This is a genomic window from Halovenus salina (assembly GCF_026410925.1).
Classification (GTDB): Archaea; Halobacteriota; Halobacteria; order Halobacteriales; family Haloarculaceae; genus Halovenus; species Halovenus salina.
The window spans coordinates 62,388-82,199 of the sequence record NZ_CP112973.1; the positions used below are offsets into that span (position 1 = coordinate 62,388).

The window sequence follows — 19,812 nt, forward strand, 5'->3', positions numbered from 1 at the left end:
AGCTCTGTCCATTTAACCCAAGGAAGTATAGAGACAACGTTTGAAGCTACACTAAGCATATCAACGGTGGTTCGACGCGGTGTGCAGAACTGCTGTAAGAATGGAAATGACGGTCTTGGAGTTGCTGACTCAGATACGTAGACAGACATTCGGACTATTCTCTGACACGCTGCTCAATATGAAATATGGATGATAGACAGCCGTGAACGGGCAAGAGAGCCGACCAAGCTCTGATTTGGCCGGACTTTTCTACACCCCAGCCGGTCAGTCTTAGTTAGCTCACACATTGAATTACTAGTCTACATCAACTTCTGTTATCCTCTTTTTAATAACTCTTTTAATACCTAAGTCCCTCAGTTGTTAATGCAATGTCGTACTCATGTACCCACTGCGATGCACAGTTCCAAAGCGCGGCCAGCGTGAGCCAGCATGTCGGCCTTCATCACAACACGTGTGCAGCGTGTGACGAGCAGTTCAACGAAACTGACGCGCTGCGAAACCACATCCACGAGAGTCACTGATCGATCACTACTCTGGCCGGCACACAGCTGTCTCGATCACGATACTGCTTTTTTACAGGGACAGATAGACGCGATATCCGAGTTCGTCAACGCCGTCCGAGCAGTTCTGGATGTCTGGACGGTGAACTACTCTCTCACCCGACTTGGCGAAGCGCCCCTTAGTCAGATATCCAGCGAACCTCGGTGCCGGGCAATGTATCGACTCGCAAAACAGTGTGACGGTTTTACCGAGAGGGACTCGCGGTTTGGTGGGGATTTTTTTGTGGCTGGGAGTTGAGTATCCGTTCTGCTGCTCGGCGTGCACCCGGAATATTGCCCGCAAACGCCCCAAGGCTCTCTTCTGCGAGTTGTCCAGTGACAAAGATGTGTGAACACTCACCGTCTCTCGCTCTCGCGCGCCGGTCTCGGTAACACACCGGCCCGACTCGTCGTTCGTTCCGAGTGCAAGAGCAGTACTACCCGACCCAGAATAATAAATATTCTACTGAATTTAGTAACTTTTATTATAACAGGCTGAAGGAATAGTAATTGCGATGGAAGACGATATAACGAGTACTCTCTCACGGAGAGAACTGTTGACGATGTCGGCAGGCACCAGTATCGTGGCGACGGCTGGCTGTTTGACCGCGAGTTCTTCGGAAGGCCAAGAGCCATTGCGAATCACACTCCCACGGGAACCGACCGGTGGGGACTGGGACACGCACGGTGGCGTCGTACCGTACTACACACCATTTCAGGAGACACTGACGAGGGCGTCACCGTCACTCGACACCATCGAGCCGGGACTGGCGACGGACTGGGATACCGTCGACGAGACGACGTGGGAGTTCGAACTCCGCGAAGACGTCACCTTCCACGACGGGACGGAGCTGACACCGAGTGTCGCTGCGGACGCACTCTCAGGGCTCATCGAGGCTCGACCGCTCGGGTTCACCCGGTTCACCCCGGATAGTTTCACTCCCACGGGTGGACAGACACTCGAAATAGAGACCTCACAGCCAGAGCCTTCGACACCAGGCAACTTGGCGCATCCGCTGTTGAGTCTCCAGCATCCTGATGCCGACGACCCCGTCGGGACAGGCCCTTACACTGTCGAGTCGAGTGCGCCTGACGAGCCAGTCGAAACAAATATTTATGAGGACTATTGGGGGGAGACAGGTGACAGCGCACTGATTTTCGAAGGGAGGCAGGACCCGCGGACCCGTTCGCTTCGACTCGAGTCCGATGAGACGGCCGTCGGGATCGACCTACCACGAGGGAGCTACGACCAACTGGATTCGGTCGACGGTGTGAACGTACGGAGGCAGACGGAACCACGGACCGGAATGGTCCAGATCAACAAGTACCGGGCCGTGACGAACGACCGGAATCTCCGCCAGGCGATACTATACGCCGTAGATCAGTACGAGATAGTCGAGCAATTACTTAACGGGGTCGGCGAACCTGCCCACGTCCCGTTCTCGAAGGTGATTCCGTGGTCGGCCCACGACGAGATACCGCCACACACTGGCGAGGAGCAGGCCAGAGACTACCTCGACCAGTCGGAGTACGACGGCGAGGAACTCAGGTTTATAATTACTGGGAGCGAGGAAGAACAGCGACTCATCGCCGAATCGATCCAACGACAGTGTGACGCGGTCGGCATCAACATCGGCATCGAGCAGGTCGAAGCTGCCGCGTTCTTCTCACAGTACACCGGCGGTGAGTCCGACTTGGCGTTTGTCGAACTGGGGTCGATCAACGGTGCCGCCGACTACCTGGTCTACGTGATGTATCACTCCGAAGGAGGCGACAACGTCGCCCAGTACGAGAGCGAGGGCACTGGTGTCGTCAATCCCGGTTCGGAAGTCGACGAACTGATCGAAGGCGGGGATACCGCGTTCGACCGGGAACAAAAACACGAGGCCTACAGGGAGGTCCAGCGTCGTGTCATGGACGCTGCGGTGACAGTCCCGCTGTACTACAAGGAACACGTCCTCGGATGGGACAGCAAGATAACGGGACCGGACGAACACGCGATCCCACACATGACGGACTGGACGACCCTGTCGAGATAGATGCGAACGTACGTACTCAAGCGACTCGGGAGTTCGCTGCTCGTCATGTGGGGGGCGAGCCTCGCGGCGTATGCGATGATCTTCGCCGCACCGGGTGACCCCGCCGAGACGATTCTGCGCGAACAACTCGCGGGACAACCGACTGAACAACAGGTCGCGCAGTTCCGTGCAGAACACGGCCTCGACGAGCCGTTCCCGATCCAATATCTCGACTGGATCGGCGGGGCGATACAGGGTGACCTCGGTCAGTCGTACTACCACGAGCGAACGGTGACGGACCTGCTGGTGAGCAATCTGCCTGCGACAATCGAACTCACGGGTGCGGCGCTGTTGCTCTCGTTGGTCGTGTCGATTCCGGCCGGGATCATCAGTGCAGTCCACCGAGACACCGGTCTCGATTATCTCAGTCAGGCGGGTGCACTCCTCGGCATCTCGATGCCGAACTTCTGGCTGGGATACCTGTTGATCATCGTCGTCGCCCTCCCGCTCCGTGCGGTTCCGACCTCCGGAGCCGGCTCCCATGCACACCTGCTCCTCCCCGCAATAACGCTGGGGACCGGCCTGACAGCCGTCACAACCCGGCTGCTTCGAGCGTCCCTACTCGAAACCTTACAAGAGTCGTATATCCGGACCGCCCGGTCAAAGGGACTCCGTGAACGCGTCGTGCTCTACCGGCACGCACTCAGGTCCGCGCTGATTCCTGTCGTGACAGTCGTCGGTGTGCAACTGGCCGCTTTGCTCAACGGTGCTGTCGTCGTCGAAGTCGTGTTTGGGCGGCCCGGACTCGGACGGCTCCTCGTCGACGCAATATTCGCACGGGACTATCCTGTCGTCCAAGGAACTGTCCTGTTGCTGGCCGTCGTCTTTGTGCTGACGAACACACTTGTCGACCTTTCGTATCGATATCTGGATCCTCGGATTGACCTCGAATACACATCATGAGCCTCTCGACACCATCCGACCGCTTCGAACGAATTCGCGGCACAGACCTTCTCAGCACACTGCGATCCGATCCATCGAGCCTCCTCGGGACACTCGTCGTCGCCGCACTGACCGGCGTCGCGCTGGTCGGACCGTTGGTACTCGGTGATCCAACTAGCGGCTCGCTCTCGAACAGTCTTCAGGCACCCTCGCTGGCCCATCCGCTGGGGACCGATCCGCTTGGAAGAGACATGTTGACACGACTTGTGTACGGAGCACGCGTCACGCTCGGTATCGCAGTCGCTGTCACGCTCGTCAGACTCACCATCGGAATGGTCATCGGACTCGTCGCTGGTGTCGTCGGTGGACTGGTCGAGGAGTCGCTGATGCGCCTCGTCGATTTCCTCTTTGCGTTTCCCGGGATGGTGCTCGCACTGGTCGTTGCCGGTGTCCTTGGCCCGAGTCTGCAGAATGCCCTCCTTGCGCTCGCCGTCGTCGGGTGGGGTTCGTACGCCCGTGTCGTTCGTGGCTCGGTCCTCTCGGTCCGTGAAGAGCCGTTCGTCGACGCAGCGAAACTCGCAGGCGTCTCACGTCCACGACTCGTGATCACACATCTCGTCCCAAACGTCGCAGGCCCGGTCGTCGTCCTCGCCAGTTTGAATCTGGGTGGCGTCCTGCTTGCCGCCTCCGGGCTTTCGTTTCTGGGACTCGGGGCACAACCGCCGACGCCCGAGTGGGGGACGATGATCGCAAATGGGGCACCGTACCTCCGTACGGCACCGTGGCTGATTAACGCGCCGGGCATCGCGATTGCGCTTACTGTGTTCGGCTTCAACCTGCTGGGTGACGGACTTCGGGATGCACTCGATATCGAAGAGGTGTCTCACTGATGTTGGCTGTCGACAATCTCACCATCCAGTACGGTGACTCCACCGCTGTCCAGGATGTGACGTTCAAGGTCGAATCCGGAGAATGTGTCGGCCTCGTCGGCGAATCTGGTGCCGGGAAGTCGACAATCGGGCTTGCCGTTCTTGGACTGGCGGGTACACCGACTGGCTCGATCCAGTTCTGTGGCACCGAACTCGTCGGGACTGACTCCGCGACATTACGTTCGGTTCGTGGGGCTGAGATCGGACTCGCGTTTCAGGACGCCGATGATGCGCTCCATCCGGCGTACTCGGTCGGCGAACAAATCGCCGAGAGCATCGACGGTCGCCGTCGGAACTGGCGACGCCGCCACCAGGACACTGTCGAGTCACTCCTCGGGAATGTTGATCTCGACTCCGCGTTAGCGGGGCAGTATCCGCATCAGATCTCAGGTGGCCAGAAACAGCGTGCGCTGTTGGCTGTCGCCCTCGCAGGTGACCCGGAGCTATTGATCGCCGACGAGCCGACGAGTTCACTTGACACCGTCACAAAAGCGTCTGTACTCGAGACGATAGAGCGCCTCTCCGCGAGCCGTGACCTCTCAGTGTTGTTCATCACGCACGACCTCGGGATCGTCCAACGGGCCTGTGATCGGACGCTCGTGCTTCGAGACGGCCGTATTGTCGAGCGCGGCCAGACTAATATGGTTTTTTCTGACCCAACACACGAGTACACGGAGTCACTCGTCGGTATCCGTCAGCAACCGACAGCGGCCGTCGACGGCGGGAAAACATCAACTGGCCATGTTCTCGTTGAACTGGAGTGTGTGAGCAAGGCATACGACCAGGGTTCAGTGCTCGATTCGCTGCTTGGCAGAGACGACCGAACGGTCGCTGTCGAGGACTGTTCGCTCGCTGTTCGGGAGGGAGAAGCGGTCGGACTGCTGGGTCGTTCCGGTGCCGGTAAGACGACACTGGCTCGACTGGTGGCCGGTCTTGAGACGCCAACCGACGGGACAGTCTCTCTAAAGGGAACAGACGTCGGGTCGATCGGTGAACGGTCGCCCGTCCACCGGGAGGCGATCGGATACGTGTTTCAGTCCCCGCGAGCCAGTCTCGACCCGCGACGGACTGTCGCCGAGAGCGTTGCCGAACCGCTTGGAGGGAACGACAGTCCCGAACTGTCCGCACGCGGCCGCGTCGGGGAGTTGCTCGAGACGGTCGGGCTCACAGGATACGAACAAAAGTACCCCCGCGAACTCTCCGGTGGTGAGGCCCAGCGTGTCGCCGTCGCGAGAGCGCTGGCAGTGGATCCTGACCTGCTCGTCCTCGACGAGGCGACCAGTGCGCTGGACACGATCACCGCTGACCGCTGTTGTACACTGTTCGAACGACTCCGTCGCGAGCGCGGCCTCACGATGCTTGTCGTCACACACGACGTCGAAATCGCTCGTCGCCTCACCGACCGAACGCTCGTACTGGAGAACGGCCGTATCGTCGAACGCGACGAGACCGCAGCGATTCTAGCTGACCCGGAAACCAAACCTGCCCAGACACTGGTCGAGAGCGCATACACGCTACAACAATGACAGACACAACTCACTACGACATTGGTATCGTCGGGGGTGGTCCCGCAGGCTGTGCAGCAGCACTGTTCTGTGCGCGGGCCGACCTCGAGACAATCCTTCTGGTCAACGGCCGGTCGACACTCCAGAAGTGCGCCTACGTGGAGAACTACCTCGGCTTTCCCGCGGGAGTCGAACCGACGACGCTGCTGACACTTGCACGCGAACACGTTGAGCGGACTGGCTGTACAGTCGAAGAGACGACCGTCGAGACGGTTATTGATGACGGTGCCTCGTTCCAGGTACATCTCCCGGAGAAGGACATCCACACAGACACCGTGGTCGCGGCTTCGTGGGCGGACAGCGACTACCTCTCGGCACTGGATGTCGAGACCGAGCCAGAACCTGACGAACTGGTGCAGGAAATCATCACTGACAGTGAAGGCCGGACCAACGTCGACGGCGTCTGGGCGGCCGGACGGATCACCGGAACGCATCACCAGGCCCTCGTCAACGCCGGAGACGGTGCCCGTGTCGCGCTGAATCTCGTGAACGAACGACGCCCAGCATTCTACAACGACTGGATCGCACCTGAGGGGTACTACGAGCAGTACGGTCGGGACGTGCCTGTTGGAGTCGAAGAGGTCAGTCACGAGGAGCGCAACAAGCGGGCCACCCGTGGCCGTACCTGGATGCACGAATTCTTCGGCGGATAGTCAGTCTTCGAGACCGAAGTCGGCGAGTGAGTGTGTGTGGTGCCACACCGCGACGACTTCGTCTGCGTCGAACGTTAGCATCCCATCAGTTAGATCGATGTGGACCGTTCCGTCGTCGATTACTGTATCGTGGAGATGCATCTCCAGTGGTTCGTCGAACTCCGATACCGCAGCCATCAGTTCACCCTTTTCCTCAAGTTTCGTCTGCAGTTCGTTAGCTTCTACGACCATTACACACCTCTATTAGTTTGCGATATGAAAATACATTTTGGCTTCTCTCATAATATGGTTATTACAAAAAAATTTTTATTACCCGATTTCTCCGACCGTGTATCTCAGTAGTCTTCCTGTAGGTCCGTGGCATTAGTTAATATTCTGCGAGATTAATACTCAATAGCAGGATTGCCATCCCCATTTTTAATAACCTATTTAGTAATATAGGCCCCGAGTTGTTAATGCAATGTCGTACTCATGCACCCACTGCGATGCACAGTTCCAAAGCGCGGCCAGCGTGAGCCAGCACGTCGGCCTTCATCACAACACGTGTGCAGCGTGTGATGAGCAGTTCGACGAGACCGACGCACTGCGCGAACACATCCACGAGAGTCACTGATCGATCACTACTCTGGCCGGCACACAGCTGTTTCGATTACGATACTGCTTTTTTGCCCGAGGACGAACCCACGTACGTGCCCGAAGACACCCCGAAATACGAGTCGATTGGCGACAGCTCAGTACGTGTGCCGTTCCTTTAGTAAACTGTGGCTGGATAACTAATATAGGCCCTGAATTTGCTAATTCTTATCACGTCAAATGCAGTATTACATCTCTACAAGCGTGCTAACAGCCATTTTGTATCTTCAGTCGGTACCTCTGTTTGCAATGTGTCACTGTTTCGATGAACTAGACGAGTTGAGCGAGTCAGAACAAGCAGAACTGCTTGAAGAGCACTCGACAAACGAACTCAGAGCAGAACTTTCCACGGGGGATTTTGAAACGCTTGGAATCACTAGCTAGCGGGGACAGACAGTCTCTCCATGTCACTCGACGCGTTCGAACCGATGGAGAACAGTCTTGTCCTCGTCGTCCCACGTCAAATCGTGCGTTTGCTCGATACGTTGCTTGTACGCATCCAGATTGGGTGAGCCTTCTGCACGAGCGTCCGCGTCAGTCAGGTCACCCAAGCGCTCTTCGCGGACCGTTGTCACCTCGAATGTCGTTCCATCGATAGCGAAGCGGTCGCCCTCGGACGCGTGCTTGTCACCGCGATGCAGTTGCGTCACGTCCCCGGCCAGCACTGCGTCTCTGACCCGCTCGGCCGGGAGGAGTTCGGAAGCGTCAATCTCAGTCATGAGTTTGTTCTCTTTCAGTTGTCGCAGTCGCTTCAGTTTGTTGCTGTTCGTCGACGACTAATTGCTGTTCCGTCGGTGGAGTTGACCAAGCCATTGTGCCAGGGAACGGGTTCGAGAGTTCGTCCCAGTTGCCATCTAGCTGTGCCTCCGGGACGAGACAGTCGTCGAGTGCGTCGACAATCGATTGTTCGTCCATCCCCGCACTGATGAAGACGAGTTTTACTTCCCGGTCTCCCCACTGTTCGTCCCAGTGGAGATCAGGGCGCTCTTCGCGATACGACTCCCGCTGAAATGCAGGCAGTGTGATAGCACAAGGACCGTTTACTGAGACCTGTATCTGGGCTCCTGCCTGATCCAAGTCGAGCGCATACCGCTCACGCCCGGCGATCCACATGTGTCCTTTGGCCCGGACTACCGACTCCGGAACTGTCGAAAGCCACTCCCGAAACCGCTCGGGGTGGAGTGTTTCGAGGATGTGTTCGACCACCTTACGCTCTCCCTTCGAGACGAGATCGCACTTGTTCAGGACGAGCACGTCGCAAAACTCGACCTTTTCAGCGGGGAGATCCGACAAGGGTCGGGCATTGTCGTCTGTCGACGTTAGTGGATGGTCCTCGACGAACGCCTGATGGAACTGTGCAGCGTCGATCACTGTGACAGTCGTATCGAGATCGTACAGTTCTGACGCGCGGGCCGGTGAGACAAACCGCTGGGCGATTGGGACGGGGTCACTGATACCAGAGGCTTCGATGACCAGGTAGTCGAACTCCTCGTCGAACGCGAGGCGTCTCAGTTCCCGGTCGAGTTCGTTTTGGAGCCCACAGCAGATACAGCCGTTCGACAACTCTGTGACACCGCCATCCTCCATCGAGAGTTCGGAGCCGTTCTCGATGAGGTCTGCATCGACGTTCACCTCGCCGACGTCGTTGACGAGAACGGCGATGTCGTACTCTTTGCCGGCGACGCTGAGGAGATGATTGAGTAGGGTCGTCTTGCCTACCCCGAGCCCGCCACTGAGGATCGTGACCGGTGAGTGGTTATCGATGGTCATCAGTCGTCGGCTAGTGCGAGTTCGCGCTGTTCGTCGGCGGTGAACGGGTCCGGATACTCGGTCCAGTCTTCCTCCATCTCTGCATCCGAGAGGACACAGTCTTCGAGGTCTGCAACGAGTGACTCCTGATCAAACTCACGACCAATAAATACGAGTTCTATTCCTCGATCGCCCCACTGTTCATCCCAGTTCTCTTTGAGCTCGGGACGGGCAGCGAGGTACCGCTCCTGTTGGGCCTTCGGGAGTGAGGCGATCCACGTCCCGTTCGGACCGGCCCGGACCGATTGGCCCGCCTTGTCGAGGCCCATCGCGACATCTTCGCGGCCGGCGGACCAGAAGAAGCCCTTCGCACGGATGATGCCGTCAGGCAGACTGGCGAAGAGACGGGCGATTCGATCGGGGTGAAACGGGCGGTCGGCGTCAAAGACGAACGAGGTGACGCCGTGTTCGTCGGCGGCCGCGTCGTGATGATGTCCCTCCTGGAGTTCACGCTTCCAGCCCGCAGACTGACTGGCACGCTCGAAATTGAACCGACCAGTGTTGAGAATTTCGTGGGGATCGACTGCACCGTGTTCAGTCCGAATTATCTTTGCACGCGGTTGCAGTGTTTTCAGTATCGCCTCGATCTCGTTGAGTTCCTCCTCCGGAACGAGGTCGCACTTGTTCAACAGGAGGACATCGCAGAACTCGATCTGGTCCATGAGTGCCTCTTCCGGCACGCGGTTTCCTTGTGGGTCGACCGAGTCGTCCGTGAGAGCCTCGCCGGAGTCGAATGCTTGCCAGAAGCTGTGTGCGTCGACGACACTGACCATCGTATCGAGTTCGTAGACTCCCGTCGGGTCGAACTCCGCGTCCTCGAACCCGCGGGCAAACGTCTGGGCGACTGGGATCGGTTCACTGATTCCGGACGATTCAACAAGGAGATACTCAAAGTCGCACTCTTCGGCCAATCGTCCAACCTCGTCAAGCATATCGCCGCGGAGCCGACAGCAGATACAGCCGTTCGACATCTCGATAATCTCGTCGTCGTTCTGCGTGAGGTCGGACTCGCGTTCGACGAGGTCGGCATCGACGTTCACCTCCCCCATATCGTTGACGAGAACGGCGGCGTTTAGTTCCTGCTCGCTGCTGAGAATGTGGTTGAGCGTCGTTGTCTTTCCCGCACCGAGGCTTCCGCTGAGAATTGTTACTGGGATTGGACTGTTGTTGAACAGCATATGTCTATTATGAATCTCTTAGGGTAAAATACTAATTATTATGTTCTACTGGGAGTGGTAATAATAGAAAATATTACTACGGGAGATAAGTTTAAAACATGGATATCGTCAGTATCTCGATGCCGGAAGTCCTGCTCGAACGGATCGACACGTTTGTCGATACACACGGGTACAGTGGCCGGAGTGAGGTTGTCCGAGAAGGGACGCGCACACTGCTTGAGGAGTTCCACGGACAGCACATCGAAGGGCAGAAACACATCTGCACGGTAACAGCGACGTTTGAGTACTGTCAACCGACTATTCAACAGCGTCTTTCAAACGTGCGCCGTGAGTACGATAGTCTCGTCTCGGAGAGTAGCCACACACACGCCGGGAGTCGATGTTGTGTAGAGTTATTTATTCTCGAGGGACAGATAGACGCGATATCCGAGTTCGTCAACGCCGTCCGAGCAGTGCCGGATATCTGGACGGTAAACTACTCTCTCACTCCACTTGGCGAAGCACCCCTCGACAAGCATATCCAGCGAACCTAGGTGCCGGACAGTGTATCGAATCACAGAGTAGTGACGAGTCTACACCCTCGTTTTCACGGAGAGGGACTCGCCGCTTGGTGGGGATTTCTCTGTGGCTGGGGGTTGAGTATCCGTTCGGCTGCCCGGCGTGCACCCGGGATATTGCCTGCAAATGCCCCAAGGCTCCCTTCTGCGAGTCGTCCAGTGACAAAGATGCGGGAACACTCACCGTCCCGCGTTCTCCAAGCGAGCGTCGAGTCCTCGAGTACCGGCATCCCTCGATGGCCCCGTTCCAACTCTAATTTCGAGGCAATCCGCTCTACCAACGGTTGGTCATACACCGACTCAAATCCCGTCGCCAGTACCACGCGATCTGCTTGATGTACGGCCCCTTGCTCCCCAGTGAGCCGTAGCCCGTCTCGTGTCTCGAGTACCATCGTAAGTTCCTCGTGGTGGTGCTCGAGATTGTCTGTCTTGTCGAGTTCACGCTGTAGGTATGGCGGTATTGTCCCTTTCTTACGCGCCTTCCGGAGTCGGTCGTATCGTGCCTGCGATCCGGGCGGTAGTGAGTGGAGTTGCTTGGTGATATACTGCCAGTTGAGCCACCGTGGATCTGCCTCGCGGAGCGCAATTTCGAGGGGAGACCGGGAGCAGAGGACGACCGATGCAGCCTGGTCTGCCACGGAAGTTGCAAACTGTGCTGCGGTCGTTCCGCCACCGATGACCCAGACACGTTCCCCGTCTTCGATGCGCTCCGGTGGGGCTGTCGGTTCGTCCCAAACGTGGCTGACGCGATCCATGTCCCCTGCCCAAGCAGGACGGTTGAATCGTTCATTTGGACCAACAGCGAGCACGACGTTTGCTGCTCGAATCGAGCCAGTCGTTGTCTCGACGATAAGCGGTCCGTCGCCAGAGATACCCGTGACTGTCGCTTCGCGGACGAGCTCTTGGAGGTCGAACCGCTCAATGACCTGCTCCGCGTATTCGACAAAGAGGTCGAGCGTCGGGCGAGGTTGGCTGTTCTGTGTTGAAATCAGTTCATCGTCGCGGACTTTCGCTTCGGCAAACCGTTCGAGGCCGAATGGTGAGGGACCAATGTGCTGGACGTAGTTCGATCGCAACGTCTCCATACCGCAGGCTCGTGCCTTCCGACGGAACGATGCGAGTAGTTCACCCTTGCTGTCCACGACCATGAGGTCATCCGGGGTGATGTCGGATTCTTTCAGTTCTCGGGCGATATACGTCCCGTGGATTCCACCACCGACAATCAGCCATGTGACCTCGGAATCACGAGCGCTCATGTCTCAGTACAGTAGCCAGAGTACTATTAAAATTACTATAGCAAATAATAACTATTATGGATAACTAGTCTATATTTGTTACTGATGGATACGATGACAATCCCAGTGACAGTGTTGTCTGGAACGCTCGGTGCGGGAAAGACGACAGTACTCAATCACATGTTGGCCGAATGCGAGAACCGCGAGATTGCAGTGCTCGTCAACGATATGGGCGAGGTCAACGTCGATGCGGACCTCGTTGCCGAGTCCTCAGATATCTCCGAAGAGGAAGAAGAGTTGATCGAACTCTCGAATGGCTGTATTTGCTGTGAGTTGCGGGGAGATCTGTTAGATTCCATTGGCCGGCTTACGAGCGAACGTGAGTTCGATGCGCTTGTTGTTGAGTCGACCGGCGTTGCCGAGCCACTCCCAGTCGCCCAGACGCTGACGATGGGGTTCGATCAGTCGGATCTCGATCCAACGGAGTTTTACGAAGAAACGGGAATCGAACCGATGGAGAACTGTCACCTCGATACGACAGTGACCGTCGTCGACGCCCACCAGTTTGACGAGGCGATGAACTCCGACGAAATTCTGGACGACGATGGAACAGACAAACATCTCGGCGATTTGCTCGTCGAACAGGTCGAGTTCTGTGATGTGCTCCTCCTGAACAAGTGCGATCTCGTCGAGGAGTCGACACTCACCGAGATCGAGGAGACCCTCGAACGGCTTCAGCCACGGGCGGAGATCGTTCGGACGGAACACGGTGCGGTTGATCTCGAGAAAATCGTCGAGACCGGACGATTCGATTTCGAGGAAGCAAGCCAGTCAGCTGGCTGGATTCAAGAACTCAAAGAGCCACACGCGTCCGCCGAAGAGGAACACGGTGTGAGCTCATTCGTCTTTCACTCACGACAGCCCTTTCACCCTGAACGATTTGCGGACCTGCTCGATGAATTTCCGGGTACCATCGTCCGGTCGAAGGGTCACTTCTGGCTCGCCGGCCGTGAGGAGATCGCGTTGTCACTCAACGTCGCCGGCCAGTCCGTCCGCGTTGGTCCTGGCGGTCGGTGGATTGCAACACTTCCGGAGGAAGAACGGCAAGAACAGTTCGAAGCAAACCCTGTCCTTGAGGAATTGTGGGACGACGAGTGGGGCGATCGCGGCACACAGCTGGTCGTCATTGGCCGAGAGATGGACCACGACGAGATCCGCGAACGGTTCGAATTCTGTCTGCTCACCGACGAGGAGATGAGCGAGGAGTGGAACAGCTACAAGGACAGATTCCCGAGGTTTGAACTGGACGGAGAGGACGCGCTCACCGGAGAAGACGAGGCTGAAGAACTCGGAATTGCAGACTAACAATGTCAGTAGATTTTCAAACTGCAGTAAAAAAGGGTATAGCACGAGAAAACCGATCGAACGCAATCGACAGACTCGTCGAAAAAAATGAGCGAGCAAATCTGTCGGTGCTCGTCCAGGCAGGCGGGCTTGCTGGCACGTTCCGTCGCCAGGCACTCGAAGGACTCATCGACTGCAGCGGTACCGAACAGTTAGAATCGCTTGCAGATGATCCCTCTGTCCCGGAACCGTTGCGGCGGCGGGCCAGGGAGGTAGTATGAGCGACGAAGAAACCACCGAGGATCAGGAGGAGCAAAAACGGCGAGTGTGTCCCGATACTGGCCGCGAGCAGGGGCTGGTTGGCAAGTACGGCATCTGGCTGTGCCGGCAGTCATTCCGGGAGAAAGCCCGCGATATCGGCTTCGAAAAGTACGAGTAACCGGATGACAGGCGAAGAGCCCACCACACAACAGCCAAAGGACTGTGTTGTCGTCGGTGGCGGGATCCACGGGACGTATGTCGCCCGTGAATTACTCGACGCTGGCATCGAACAGGACTTGCTTGCAGTCGTTGATCCACACGACGAACTGCTGGCCTCCTTCCGGAAGAAGGCCCACGCCTGTGGGATGGCGGCACTTCGATCCTCGTTCGTCCAGCATTTGGGATCGGAACCGTTCTCGTTAGAAAAGTTTGCCACAGAGAATAGCCGAGAACATGAACTCGTCATGACTGTCGACTATCCCGCGCGACCGTCGTTATCGCTGTTTCTCGATCACGCTGAATCGATAATCGACAGCCGAGGGATCGACGCACTGCACAGTCAGGCGACCGTCGAGGCGATTACACGCGATGGCGACCGATACTGCATCGAAACAACCACGGGCCAAATTCTGAGTGAAAACGTCGTCCTCGCAATCGGCCGCGGTGGCCGGTACCAATATCCCGAGTGGGCGGATGTCGAGGGGTTGACCTCCTCCTCCGCGTGAACGCGGAGGAATCCCACCACGGGATTTCAGGCCGAGCGAAGCGGCCTGTTGGTTTCAAGACGCATACGTTCCACACGTCTCTTGCTGGGTTTCAGCATCGGTGTGGCTGTCTTGTGGCCCGGTCAAAGAGGTCGTTCGAAAATCGAAGATTTTCGTGATCACGAGAGAGCGATGCTCTCTCGGACGACCCCATCCGTAGCCGAGTTCTTGGAAATCAGAGATTTCCAATGGTCGAAAAATCTTCGATTTTTCTCGACATCGTCACCGGCCTTCTGCGGGGAAGCCCGGTCGCTTTGGCGGTAACTCTCTCCACTACGGTAGCGGTCTGCAATGTTTATCGCCCCGTTCACATCGGCTTGATACTCACCGACCCAACAGCCGTCGTTCGAGCATTTGAACGTCGCCTGTCGTGGTCGGGAGCCGTGTTCACCGCAGGCGTGGCACGCCTTCGACGTGTTCCGGGGATTCACCGTCTCGACGGGAATCCCCTTCTCGGCGGCTTTGTAGCGAATCTGTGCGTGGAGCTTGGCAAAGCCCCAGCCGTGCAACCGCCGGTTCATGTACTCGCCGTAGTCCATGGTCTCGCGGATGTACGTCAGGTCTTCCAGCACCAACACTGGGTTCTCGACAGACTCGGCGTAGTCCACGACCTCGCGGGTTACACGGTGGAATATATCGTCAATCTGGTCCCACAGTACGTCACCGTAAGACTCTGCAATTCGCTCACTGCCGCGCTTCTGAAGGCGTCTTGTGGCCGTGAAGTAGGTTTTGCGGAGGCGACGAACGGCTTTGCCGTCGTCGGCCCACAGGCGAGGGCGAGCCGGAGAACCGCTCTTGTCGCGGTGACACACCGTGACGAGACTTGCTTCTCCAATGTCCACGCCTATCGGCGTCCTGTCGAGCGAAGCGAGACAGGGCTCGGCAGAGGAGTCTGCCGGTGTCCGCTCGTCGGCGGACGCCTCAGATTGGTCCTCCACATCTCGGGTAGCGGTGACGTGGAGATACCACGTCCCGTCCCGCTCAAACAGCCGACTCTCACCCAGCTCGGCGTCGTCTGCGTACAACGCTTCAAGCCACTCCCGTTGGTCGGGATTGGCGCGTGCCGGAATCCAGAGGTGGTAGTCCTCGTGGTGCGGGATTTTGACGTACCACTCGATAGCGTTCTGTGGCTGGTGGTCAAGTTGGAGTCCCTCGTTGGTGAACCGCACTGGGTGGTCGTCGTGAACCTCGTCGGCGTCGTAGCTGTTGTAGAGTTGTGGGACGTACTTCTTGAGGGCGTTTTTGGCGTAGCCGCTCAGGTCGTACTCGACAACCACGTCGTTGGCGGTTGACTGTGTGTCACAGCCAGCGGCGAACGCGGCTTGAAGCGCCTGCTGGTACGCGTCCCGTGTCTCACGAAGCTTCTGCCGCTTGTGGAAATTGGAGTCCACAAGCTTCAATTCGAGCGTTTTCGTGAGTTCGGTCACGCTTCAGCCTCTTTGTGTCGGTTGATGTAGTTCTCAACAGCTTCGCCGGAGACGTGTCCGGCTGTTCCGGCGTAGTAGCCGCGTGCCCACCGGATTTTCTCGCCGTCATGGTCGGCATGGCGGTGATTATACTTCCGTGAGGAGATCCCCTTGAACCAGTTGGCGAGTAGTGATGGGCTGTGTTTGGGCGGGCTACTGACGAACAGGTGAACGTGATCGGGCTGAACAGCTAGGTTTTGAATGTCCAAGCCCTTTTTGTCGGCAATTTCGTGGAGGATGGATTCCACACGGTCGGCAACCTCGCCCGTCAGTACCGCGTTGCGGTACTTCGGGAGCCATACTATGTGGTAGTTAAGGTTGTAAGTTGCGTGCCGTGTAGTCTTCATCCGTGCTACACACTATGGTTATATTATGGCAAATATCTTGCAGGAGCGGTGGGAAATCCAGCCCTGCAATAGAACAGTGGATTGTCACACTATGCTGTCCGCTTGACCCCCGCCTGTTCGTTCCTCGGTTCCGACAGAGCGTCGGAACACTCGTCACTCACGAGAAGGCGGGGGTATGCGCTCGCATCTCTATCATAATTTAATAACCGTTACTGATATATTTTGTATCTTAATATCCGGTAGGGAATAACATACTCTCTCTCGTTCCCAAGACGGCTTCGACTACTATCACCGACAGTTGGATAGATCCTCGAAGCCATCGTCCACTGCCTTGATCCAGCGCGACCCTCGCTCTGGCACGACGACACCAGGGGGATAAATCGTGCAGGTAGTGTCGTGTTCTCTGCTCACCACGAACCCGAGTAGTGTCAACCGATACTCGTCGGGATTCTCTCCATCTTTTTGTTCCGGTGATTGCTCAGACATTGTCCCTCACTGGCTAATATCTACTCTCTATTTAATAATCTAACTATCGTAAGTAGTAAGAATAATTAACAAGAAGCTATATTATAATAGTAATGGCTACTCAACAGCGGCAGTCTTCACAAGTCCAAGGCGAATACCACAACGTCGGATTTGTTGGCGACACTAGTGTTGGTAAAACAACAGTTGCATCGATGCTCGCTGACCGCCTTTGTGAGCGGACGACTGTCCGTCTCCACGGCGAAGCAGCAGCGTTCGTCAACGATTCCGACCGGTCAGGGAGGCTCGAAACCAGATGGCAAGTATTCGACTGCCCTCCCGGGACAGCAGAACTCGACGCCCGGTCCGACAATCTCGACACAATCTTCATCGTTTCTACACCTGAACGACTGGAAGGAGTCAGTGAGTACGAGAACGTTGCATCCGAGCACGATCTTGACTCGTTTTTGATCGTTACCCGTTTCACGGAATCGGAGAGAGACCGACTGAAGGCGTTTGACGGGCCGGAACTAGCCGAGTACTTTTACGAAGATGAATCGATCCAAGCGGCGATGGAAGCCGGAGTAGTGCCAACACTGGACGACTGGACAGTCGAGGCACCGTTGATGGAGGTACTTCAACCCGAACGAACAACCGAAGACAAAGCGCTCGAGGCACTCGAAACCGGCAGCCAGCGGATCGTCAATGTGGAAGTCGCTGATCAGAGTCGAGGCCGTTCGCTCATGTCAACGTTCGAGGACGCTGGCTACCGCGCCGCGTATTTCGAGTGTAACTGTCAGTGTCATAGTGGACACGTTCTTGCTCGGCGTCCAGAACCCTCCCACCCACCGTACTGAGTTGTCAATTCACCAGGCTGGCGAACGTAGGTACCGTCACGTTACGGCGATCGACTTTGGCGGTTGATCGGACCGAGCTAACGCAAGAAGATACACGACAATTGCGACGATATAAGAACCCACCAGATGGGAGTCCGATAATCCGACTATCGAGTCGTGAACGCACCTACTGCTCGGCGAGAAGCATCAATTTGACTCGGTTCACCGCGTCGAAATCACGCAAGCGATACGTGAGGTCTCGGACGCGTGGTGCAGGCCCGCTACAAAAAAGCGTCTCCAGGCACCACTCGCCCTCGTGGATATGATTCGTGGTCGTGATAACGTCCTGGAACCGGTGTTGTACGTCGTGGATATCCTCAATGATGGCCTCATGTTCGTAATCGAACGACATGATGACGACGACGTCGCCCTCAAGATCCTCCAATCTACTGTGGGTCTGCATGTACTCTTGCATCGCCTCACGGACGCCACGCGAACGCGAATCCAATCCCTCTGCCTGCCACGTTTTATCGAATTCGTCGAGGAGGTCGTCGGAGATATTGAAACTCGTACGCATCAGTCTACGTATTTGACGATGTACTATCAGACGGGGCAATACGATCCAGTTCAGATTCGTCAGTCTGTTGGTCGAGAAGGGACACTAGATCGGCTTCCGTCACCGGCTGTGCCGTCGCCCCCAGCCCTGCATCGCGAGCCACACGAACTGCACTCGGTGGATGAAGGTTCGCTTCTGCCAACAATGCGTCATCGTAGAACACCTCTCTGGGTGTCCCGCTTCCAACGACATTGCCGTCGGCCATTACGCAGACGCGATCCGCGACTGTTGTGGCAAAGTCGAGATCGTGTGTCGACAGGACGACACTGATACCGTTATCGTGAATCTGCTGGATGCGGTCGGCGACCAGTTGGGAGCGCTCTGGGTCGAGCCCTGCGAGTGGTTCGTCCAGCACGACCACGCTCGGTTCAAGCACCAGCACGCCTGCGAGGCCGACGAGCCGTTTTTCGCCACCGCTCAGATAGTGTGGGATTCGGTCTTCGAGGTGGTTTGCGTCGACGGTCGTGAGTGCCTCCCGAGCGCGTTTTCTCGCTTCGTCACCGGGCACGCCGTAGTTTTGGAGGCCGAACAGTACATCGTCGAGAACCGTTGGTGCGACGAGTTGCGTATCCGCGTCCTGGAAGACGAACCCGACTTCCTTCCGTGCGTGTGCCTTGTTATCGTCGGTAATCGGCGTGTCGTCGACGACGAGTTCGCCGTCGTCGGGGATGAGTGTCGCGTTCAGATGTTCGAGGAGCGTCGACTTTCCCGCGCCATTACCGCCGACGAGCGCAACGACCTCGTTGGGGTACACCGAGAAGTCAACGTCGTGCATTCCGACGGTCCCATCAGGGTAGGTGTGGGCCTCGCACTGGAGATTGATCAGTGGAGTGTCTTCTCGGCTCACAGTCCCACCCCGTAGACCGCGACCGCAGCATAGCCGACGACAGCGACGTACGACCCGATTATCAAAAATAGCTCGTGGATTGGTGGCCTCGGGACATCGCCGTACAGCGTGATGTCGCCGTTGTAGCCACGGGCTTCCATCGACTTGACGAGCCGTTCGGACTGCTCGATCGCCGACAACATCGTCATCCCGAGAATTCTTGCGTACAGTCGTTTGTTCGACCAGAACTCGGAAAAGTTTGCACCGCGAGAGAGCGCGGCTTTCACGAGGTCCTCGAGCGTTTCGATCATCACGAACGTGAACCGGTAGGTCAAAAGCGCGATCTGGTCGATCGGTCTCGGGAGCAACTGCCCGAGCATGTACGCGACATCGGTGTATTTCGTCGTCATCGACGCCGTCAAGACGAACGTAACGACGGTAAGTGATCGACAGCTGAGCTCCCCGAACAGGACGAGACCAGCCCATGTGACCGAGAGTTCACCGAGTGGCGTCGAAAGCGCACCCCCGATCGGTGTCCCAGGTTCGAGAAACGCCAGCGGCCCGGCGACGGAGATGATGAACAGCATCGGAATGGTGTACCAGCCAGCGAGCCGTCGATACGGCAGCCCTGCGAGTCCATAGACCACCAGTACGGCTCCGTACAGTCCGGCCAGGAGCGCAAGGCGGTCGAACACCGTCACCGCAAGGACGAGTACACCGACGATGCCGACCTTCGTCCAGGGATTGACACGATGCAGTGGTCCGTCCTGCTGCTCGGCGAACGCCGTGATGAGCCGTGGGTCCGGAACGTGATTCGAGAGCGTCGTCACGG

General features: G+C 57.1%; 23 protein-coding genes and 1 pseudogene. 13 read left to right on the plus strand and 11 right to left on the minus strand.

Annotation, left to right across the window (positions count from 1 at the left end; all coding sequences use genetic code 11):
- Positions 1-368 precede the first annotated feature (368 nt).
- The 6 genes from OSC37_RS17185 to OSC37_RS17210 all read left to right on the plus strand — a co-directional run bounded on the left by OSC37_RS17185 (position 369) and on the right by OSC37_RS17210 (position 6,646).
- Positions 369-521, plus strand: coding sequence for a C2H2-type zinc finger protein (locus tag OSC37_RS17185; RefSeq protein ID WP_267164309.1), 153 nt, complete (start codon positions 369-371; stop codon positions 519-521).
- A gap of 533 nt (positions 522-1,054) precedes the next feature.
- Entirely contained in the window at positions 1,055-2,578 is a 1,524-nt protein-coding gene (locus OSC37_RS17190) for an ABC transporter substrate-binding protein (protein WP_267164310.1), read from the plus strand.
- Positions 2,579-3,520 (plus strand): nickel ABC transporter permease, encoded by a 942-nt coding sequence (gene nikB, locus OSC37_RS17195; RefSeq protein WP_267164311.1) that lies wholly within the window; start codon positions 2,579-2,581, stop codon positions 3,518-3,520.
- Entirely contained in the window at positions 3,517-4,389 is an 873-nt protein-coding gene (gene nikC, locus OSC37_RS17200) for a nickel transporter permease (RefSeq protein WP_267164312.1), read from the plus strand. Before nikB ends, nikC begins: the two co-directional genes overlap by 4 nt.
- Entirely contained in the window at positions 4,389-5,954 is a 1,566-nt protein-coding gene (locus OSC37_RS17205; RefSeq protein ID WP_267164313.1) for an ABC transporter ATP-binding protein, read from the plus strand. Before nikC ends, OSC37_RS17205 begins: the two co-directional genes overlap by 1 nt.
- A complete protein-coding gene (locus OSC37_RS17210) occupies positions 5,951-6,646 on the plus strand; it encodes an FAD-dependent oxidoreductase (protein WP_267164314.1) in 696 nt (231 codons plus the stop codon). The genes OSC37_RS17205 and OSC37_RS17210 overlap by 4 nt, the downstream gene beginning before the upstream one ends.
- Here the strand turns inward: OSC37_RS17210 and OSC37_RS17215 are convergent, their stop codons facing one another.
- Positions 6,647-6,877 (minus strand): hypothetical protein, encoded by a 231-nt coding sequence (locus OSC37_RS17215; protein WP_267164315.1) that lies wholly within the window; start codon positions 6,875-6,877, stop codon positions 6,647-6,649.
- Positions 6,878-7,106: 229 nt separating this feature from the next.
- Between OSC37_RS17215 and OSC37_RS17220 the strand changes: the two genes are divergently transcribed.
- The gene (locus tag OSC37_RS17220) at positions 7,107-7,259 is read left to right on the plus strand and encodes a C2H2-type zinc finger protein (protein ID WP_267164316.1); all 153 of its coding nucleotides are present in this window, start codon (positions 7,107-7,109) and stop codon (positions 7,257-7,259) included.
- A gap of 427 nt (positions 7,260-7,686) precedes the next feature.
- Here the strand turns inward: OSC37_RS17220 and OSC37_RS17225 are convergent, their stop codons facing one another.
- Genes OSC37_RS17225 through OSC37_RS17235 form a run of 3 tightly spaced genes read right to left on the minus strand, consistent with a single transcriptional unit; the run spans position 7,687 to position 10,266 of the window.
- Positions 7,687-7,998, minus strand: a complete 312-nt coding sequence (locus OSC37_RS17225) for an ASCH domain-containing protein (protein ID WP_267164317.1) — start codon at positions 7,996-7,998, stop codon at positions 7,687-7,689.
- A complete protein-coding gene (locus OSC37_RS17230; protein WP_267164318.1) occupies positions 7,991-9,049 on the minus strand; it encodes a CobW family GTP-binding protein in 1,059 nt (352 codons plus the stop codon). The genes OSC37_RS17225 and OSC37_RS17230 overlap by 8 nt, the downstream gene beginning before the upstream one ends.
- A complete protein-coding gene (locus tag OSC37_RS17235; RefSeq protein WP_267164319.1) occupies positions 9,049-10,266 on the minus strand; it encodes a GTP-binding protein in 1,218 nt (405 codons plus the stop codon). Before OSC37_RS17235 ends, OSC37_RS17230 begins: the two co-directional genes overlap by 1 nt.
- 98 nt (positions 10,267-10,364) lie before the next feature.
- Here OSC37_RS17235 and OSC37_RS17240 point away from each other — a divergent pair, with 98 nt between their 5' ends.
- The gene (locus OSC37_RS17240; RefSeq protein WP_267164320.1) at positions 10,365-10,799 is read left to right on the plus strand and encodes a CopG family ribbon-helix-helix protein; all 435 of its coding nucleotides are present in this window, start codon (positions 10,365-10,367) and stop codon (positions 10,797-10,799) included.
- 53 nt (positions 10,800-10,852) lie between these two features.
- Here the strand turns inward: OSC37_RS17240 and OSC37_RS17245 are convergent, their stop codons facing one another.
- Complete coding sequence (locus OSC37_RS17245; protein WP_267164321.1) at positions 10,853-12,079, minus strand: FAD/NAD(P)-binding protein; 1,227 nt, start codon at positions 12,077-12,079, stop codon at positions 10,853-10,855.
- 84 nt (positions 12,080-12,163) lie between these two features.
- On the opposite strand from OSC37_RS17245, the gene OSC37_RS17250 reads away from it, so the two are divergent.
- The 4 genes from OSC37_RS17250 to OSC37_RS17265 are packed head-to-tail and all read left to right on the plus strand — an operon-like array spanning position 12,164 to position 14,388.
- Positions 12,164-13,423: a GTP-binding protein gene (locus OSC37_RS17250; RefSeq protein WP_267164322.1), complete on the plus strand. Its 1,260-nt coding sequence runs from the start codon at positions 12,164-12,166 to the stop codon at positions 13,421-13,423.
- 2 nt (positions 13,424-13,425) lie between these two features.
- The gene (locus tag OSC37_RS17255; protein ID WP_267164323.1) at positions 13,426-13,683 is read left to right on the plus strand and encodes a hypothetical protein; all 258 of its coding nucleotides are present in this window, start codon (positions 13,426-13,428) and stop codon (positions 13,681-13,683) included.
- Complete coding sequence (locus OSC37_RS17260; protein WP_267164324.1) at positions 13,680-13,841, plus strand: 30S ribosomal protein S14; 162 nt, start codon at positions 13,680-13,682, stop codon at positions 13,839-13,841. The genes OSC37_RS17255 and OSC37_RS17260 overlap by 4 nt, the downstream gene beginning before the upstream one ends.
- 4 nt (positions 13,842-13,845) lie before the next feature.
- Positions 13,846-14,388, plus strand: coding sequence for an FAD/NAD(P)-binding protein (locus OSC37_RS17265; protein ID WP_267164325.1), 543 nt, complete (start codon positions 13,846-13,848; stop codon positions 14,386-14,388).
- Between the two features lie 54 nt (positions 14,389-14,442).
- On the opposite strand, the pseudogene OSC37_RS17270 reads toward OSC37_RS17265, so the two are convergent.
- The 3 genes and pseudogenes from OSC37_RS17270 to OSC37_RS17280 form a co-directional block, all read right to left on the minus strand.
- Positions 14,443-15,854, minus strand: a pseudogene (locus tag OSC37_RS17270) (RNA-guided endonuclease InsQ/TnpB family protein).
- Entirely contained in the window at positions 15,851-16,240 is a 390-nt protein-coding gene (gene tnpA / locus OSC37_RS17275) for an IS200/IS605 family transposase (protein ID WP_267164327.1), read from the minus strand. Before tnpA ends, OSC37_RS17270 begins: the two are co-directional and overlap by 4 nt.
- Before the next feature lie 288 nt (positions 16,241-16,528).
- A complete protein-coding gene (locus OSC37_RS17280; protein WP_267164328.1) occupies positions 16,529-16,726 on the minus strand; it encodes a DUF7511 domain-containing protein in 198 nt (65 codons plus the stop codon).
- 92 nt (positions 16,727-16,818) lie between these two features.
- On the opposite strand from OSC37_RS17280, the gene OSC37_RS17285 reads away from it, so the two are divergent.
- Positions 16,819-17,559, plus strand: coding sequence for a hypothetical protein (locus OSC37_RS17285; protein ID WP_267164329.1), 741 nt, complete (start codon positions 16,819-16,821; stop codon positions 17,557-17,559).
- Positions 17,560-17,725: 166 nt separating this feature from the next.
- On the opposite strand, the gene OSC37_RS17290 is transcribed toward OSC37_RS17285, so the two are convergent.
- From OSC37_RS17290 to OSC37_RS17300, 3 genes are all read right to left on the minus strand, one after another.
- Positions 17,726-18,115, minus strand: a complete 390-nt coding sequence (locus OSC37_RS17290) for a CopG family ribbon-helix-helix protein (protein WP_267164330.1) — start codon at positions 18,113-18,115, stop codon at positions 17,726-17,728.
- A gap of 4 nt (positions 18,116-18,119) precedes the next feature.
- Complete coding sequence (locus OSC37_RS17295) at positions 18,120-18,929, minus strand: energy-coupling factor ABC transporter ATP-binding protein (protein WP_267164343.1); 810 nt, start codon at positions 18,927-18,929, stop codon at positions 18,120-18,122.
- 68 nt (positions 18,930-18,997) lie between these two features.
- Positions 18,998-19,810 (minus strand): energy-coupling factor transporter transmembrane component T family protein, encoded by an 813-nt coding sequence (locus OSC37_RS17300; RefSeq protein ID WP_267164331.1) that lies wholly within the window; start codon positions 19,808-19,810, stop codon positions 18,998-19,000.
- Positions 19,811-19,812 lie beyond the last annotated feature (2 nt).

Excerpts from the sequence above, each read along its gene's own strand:
- OSC37_RS17185 (WP_267164309.1), top strand. The coding sequence starts at position 369 with ATGTCGTACTCATGTACCCACTGCGATGCACAGTTCCAAAGCGCGGCC.
- OSC37_RS17190 (WP_267164310.1), top strand. The coding sequence starts at position 1,055 with ATGGAAGACGATATAACGAGTACTCTCTCACGGAGAGAACTGTTGACG.
- nikB (WP_267164311.1), top strand. The coding sequence starts at position 2,579 with ATGCGAACGTACGTACTCAAGCGACTCGGGAGTTCGCTGCTCGTCATG.
- nikC (WP_267164312.1), top strand. The coding sequence starts at position 3,517 with ATGAGCCTCTCGACACCATCCGACCGCTTCGAACGAATTCGCGGCACA.
- OSC37_RS17205 (WP_267164313.1), top strand. The coding sequence starts at position 4,389 with ATGTTGGCTGTCGACAATCTCACCATCCAGTACGGTGACTCCACCGCT.
- OSC37_RS17210 (WP_267164314.1), top strand. The coding sequence starts at position 5,951 with ATGACAGACACAACTCACTACGACATTGGTATCGTCGGGGGTGGTCCC.
- OSC37_RS17215 (WP_267164315.1), bottom strand. The coding sequence starts at position 6,877 with ATGGTCGTAGAAGCTAACGAACTGCAGACGAAACTTGAGGAAAAGGGT.
- OSC37_RS17220 (WP_267164316.1), top strand. The coding sequence starts at position 7,107 with ATGTCGTACTCATGCACCCACTGCGATGCACAGTTCCAAAGCGCGGCC.
- OSC37_RS17225 (WP_267164317.1), bottom strand. The coding sequence starts at position 7,998 with ATGACTGAGATTGACGCTTCCGAACTCCTCCCGGCCGAGCGGGTCAGA.
- OSC37_RS17230 (WP_267164318.1), bottom strand. The coding sequence starts at position 9,049 with ATGACCATCGATAACCACTCACCGGTCACGATCCTCAGTGGCGGGCTC.
- OSC37_RS17235 (WP_267164319.1), bottom strand. The coding sequence starts at position 10,266 with ATGCTGTTCAACAACAGTCCAATCCCAGTAACAATTCTCAGCGGAAGC.
- OSC37_RS17240 (WP_267164320.1), top strand. The coding sequence starts at position 10,365 with ATGGATATCGTCAGTATCTCGATGCCGGAAGTCCTGCTCGAACGGATC.
- OSC37_RS17245 (WP_267164321.1), bottom strand. The coding sequence starts at position 12,079 with ATGAGCGCTCGTGATTCCGAGGTCACATGGCTGATTGTCGGTGGTGGA.
- OSC37_RS17250 (WP_267164322.1), top strand. The coding sequence starts at position 12,164 with ATGGATACGATGACAATCCCAGTGACAGTGTTGTCTGGAACGCTCGGT.
- OSC37_RS17255 (WP_267164323.1), top strand. The coding sequence starts at position 13,426 with ATGTCAGTAGATTTTCAAACTGCAGTAAAAAAGGGTATAGCACGAGAA.
- OSC37_RS17260 (WP_267164324.1), top strand. The coding sequence starts at position 13,680 with ATGAGCGACGAAGAAACCACCGAGGATCAGGAGGAGCAAAAACGGCGA.
- OSC37_RS17265 (WP_267164325.1), top strand. The coding sequence starts at position 13,846 with ATGACAGGCGAAGAGCCCACCACACAACAGCCAAAGGACTGTGTTGTC.
- tnpA (WP_267164327.1), bottom strand. The coding sequence starts at position 16,240 with ATGAAGACTACACGGCACGCAACTTACAACCTTAACTACCACATAGTA.
- OSC37_RS17280 (WP_267164328.1), bottom strand. The coding sequence starts at position 16,726 with ATGTCTGAGCAATCACCGGAACAAAAAGATGGAGAGAATCCCGACGAG.
- OSC37_RS17285 (WP_267164329.1), top strand. The coding sequence starts at position 16,819 with ATGGCTACTCAACAGCGGCAGTCTTCACAAGTCCAAGGCGAATACCAC.
- OSC37_RS17290 (WP_267164330.1), bottom strand. The coding sequence starts at position 18,115 with ATGCGTACGAGTTTCAATATCTCCGACGACCTCCTCGACGAATTCGAT.
- OSC37_RS17295 (WP_267164343.1), bottom strand. The coding sequence starts at position 18,929 with ATGCACGACGTTGACTTCTCGGTGTACCCCAACGAGGTCGTTGCGCTC.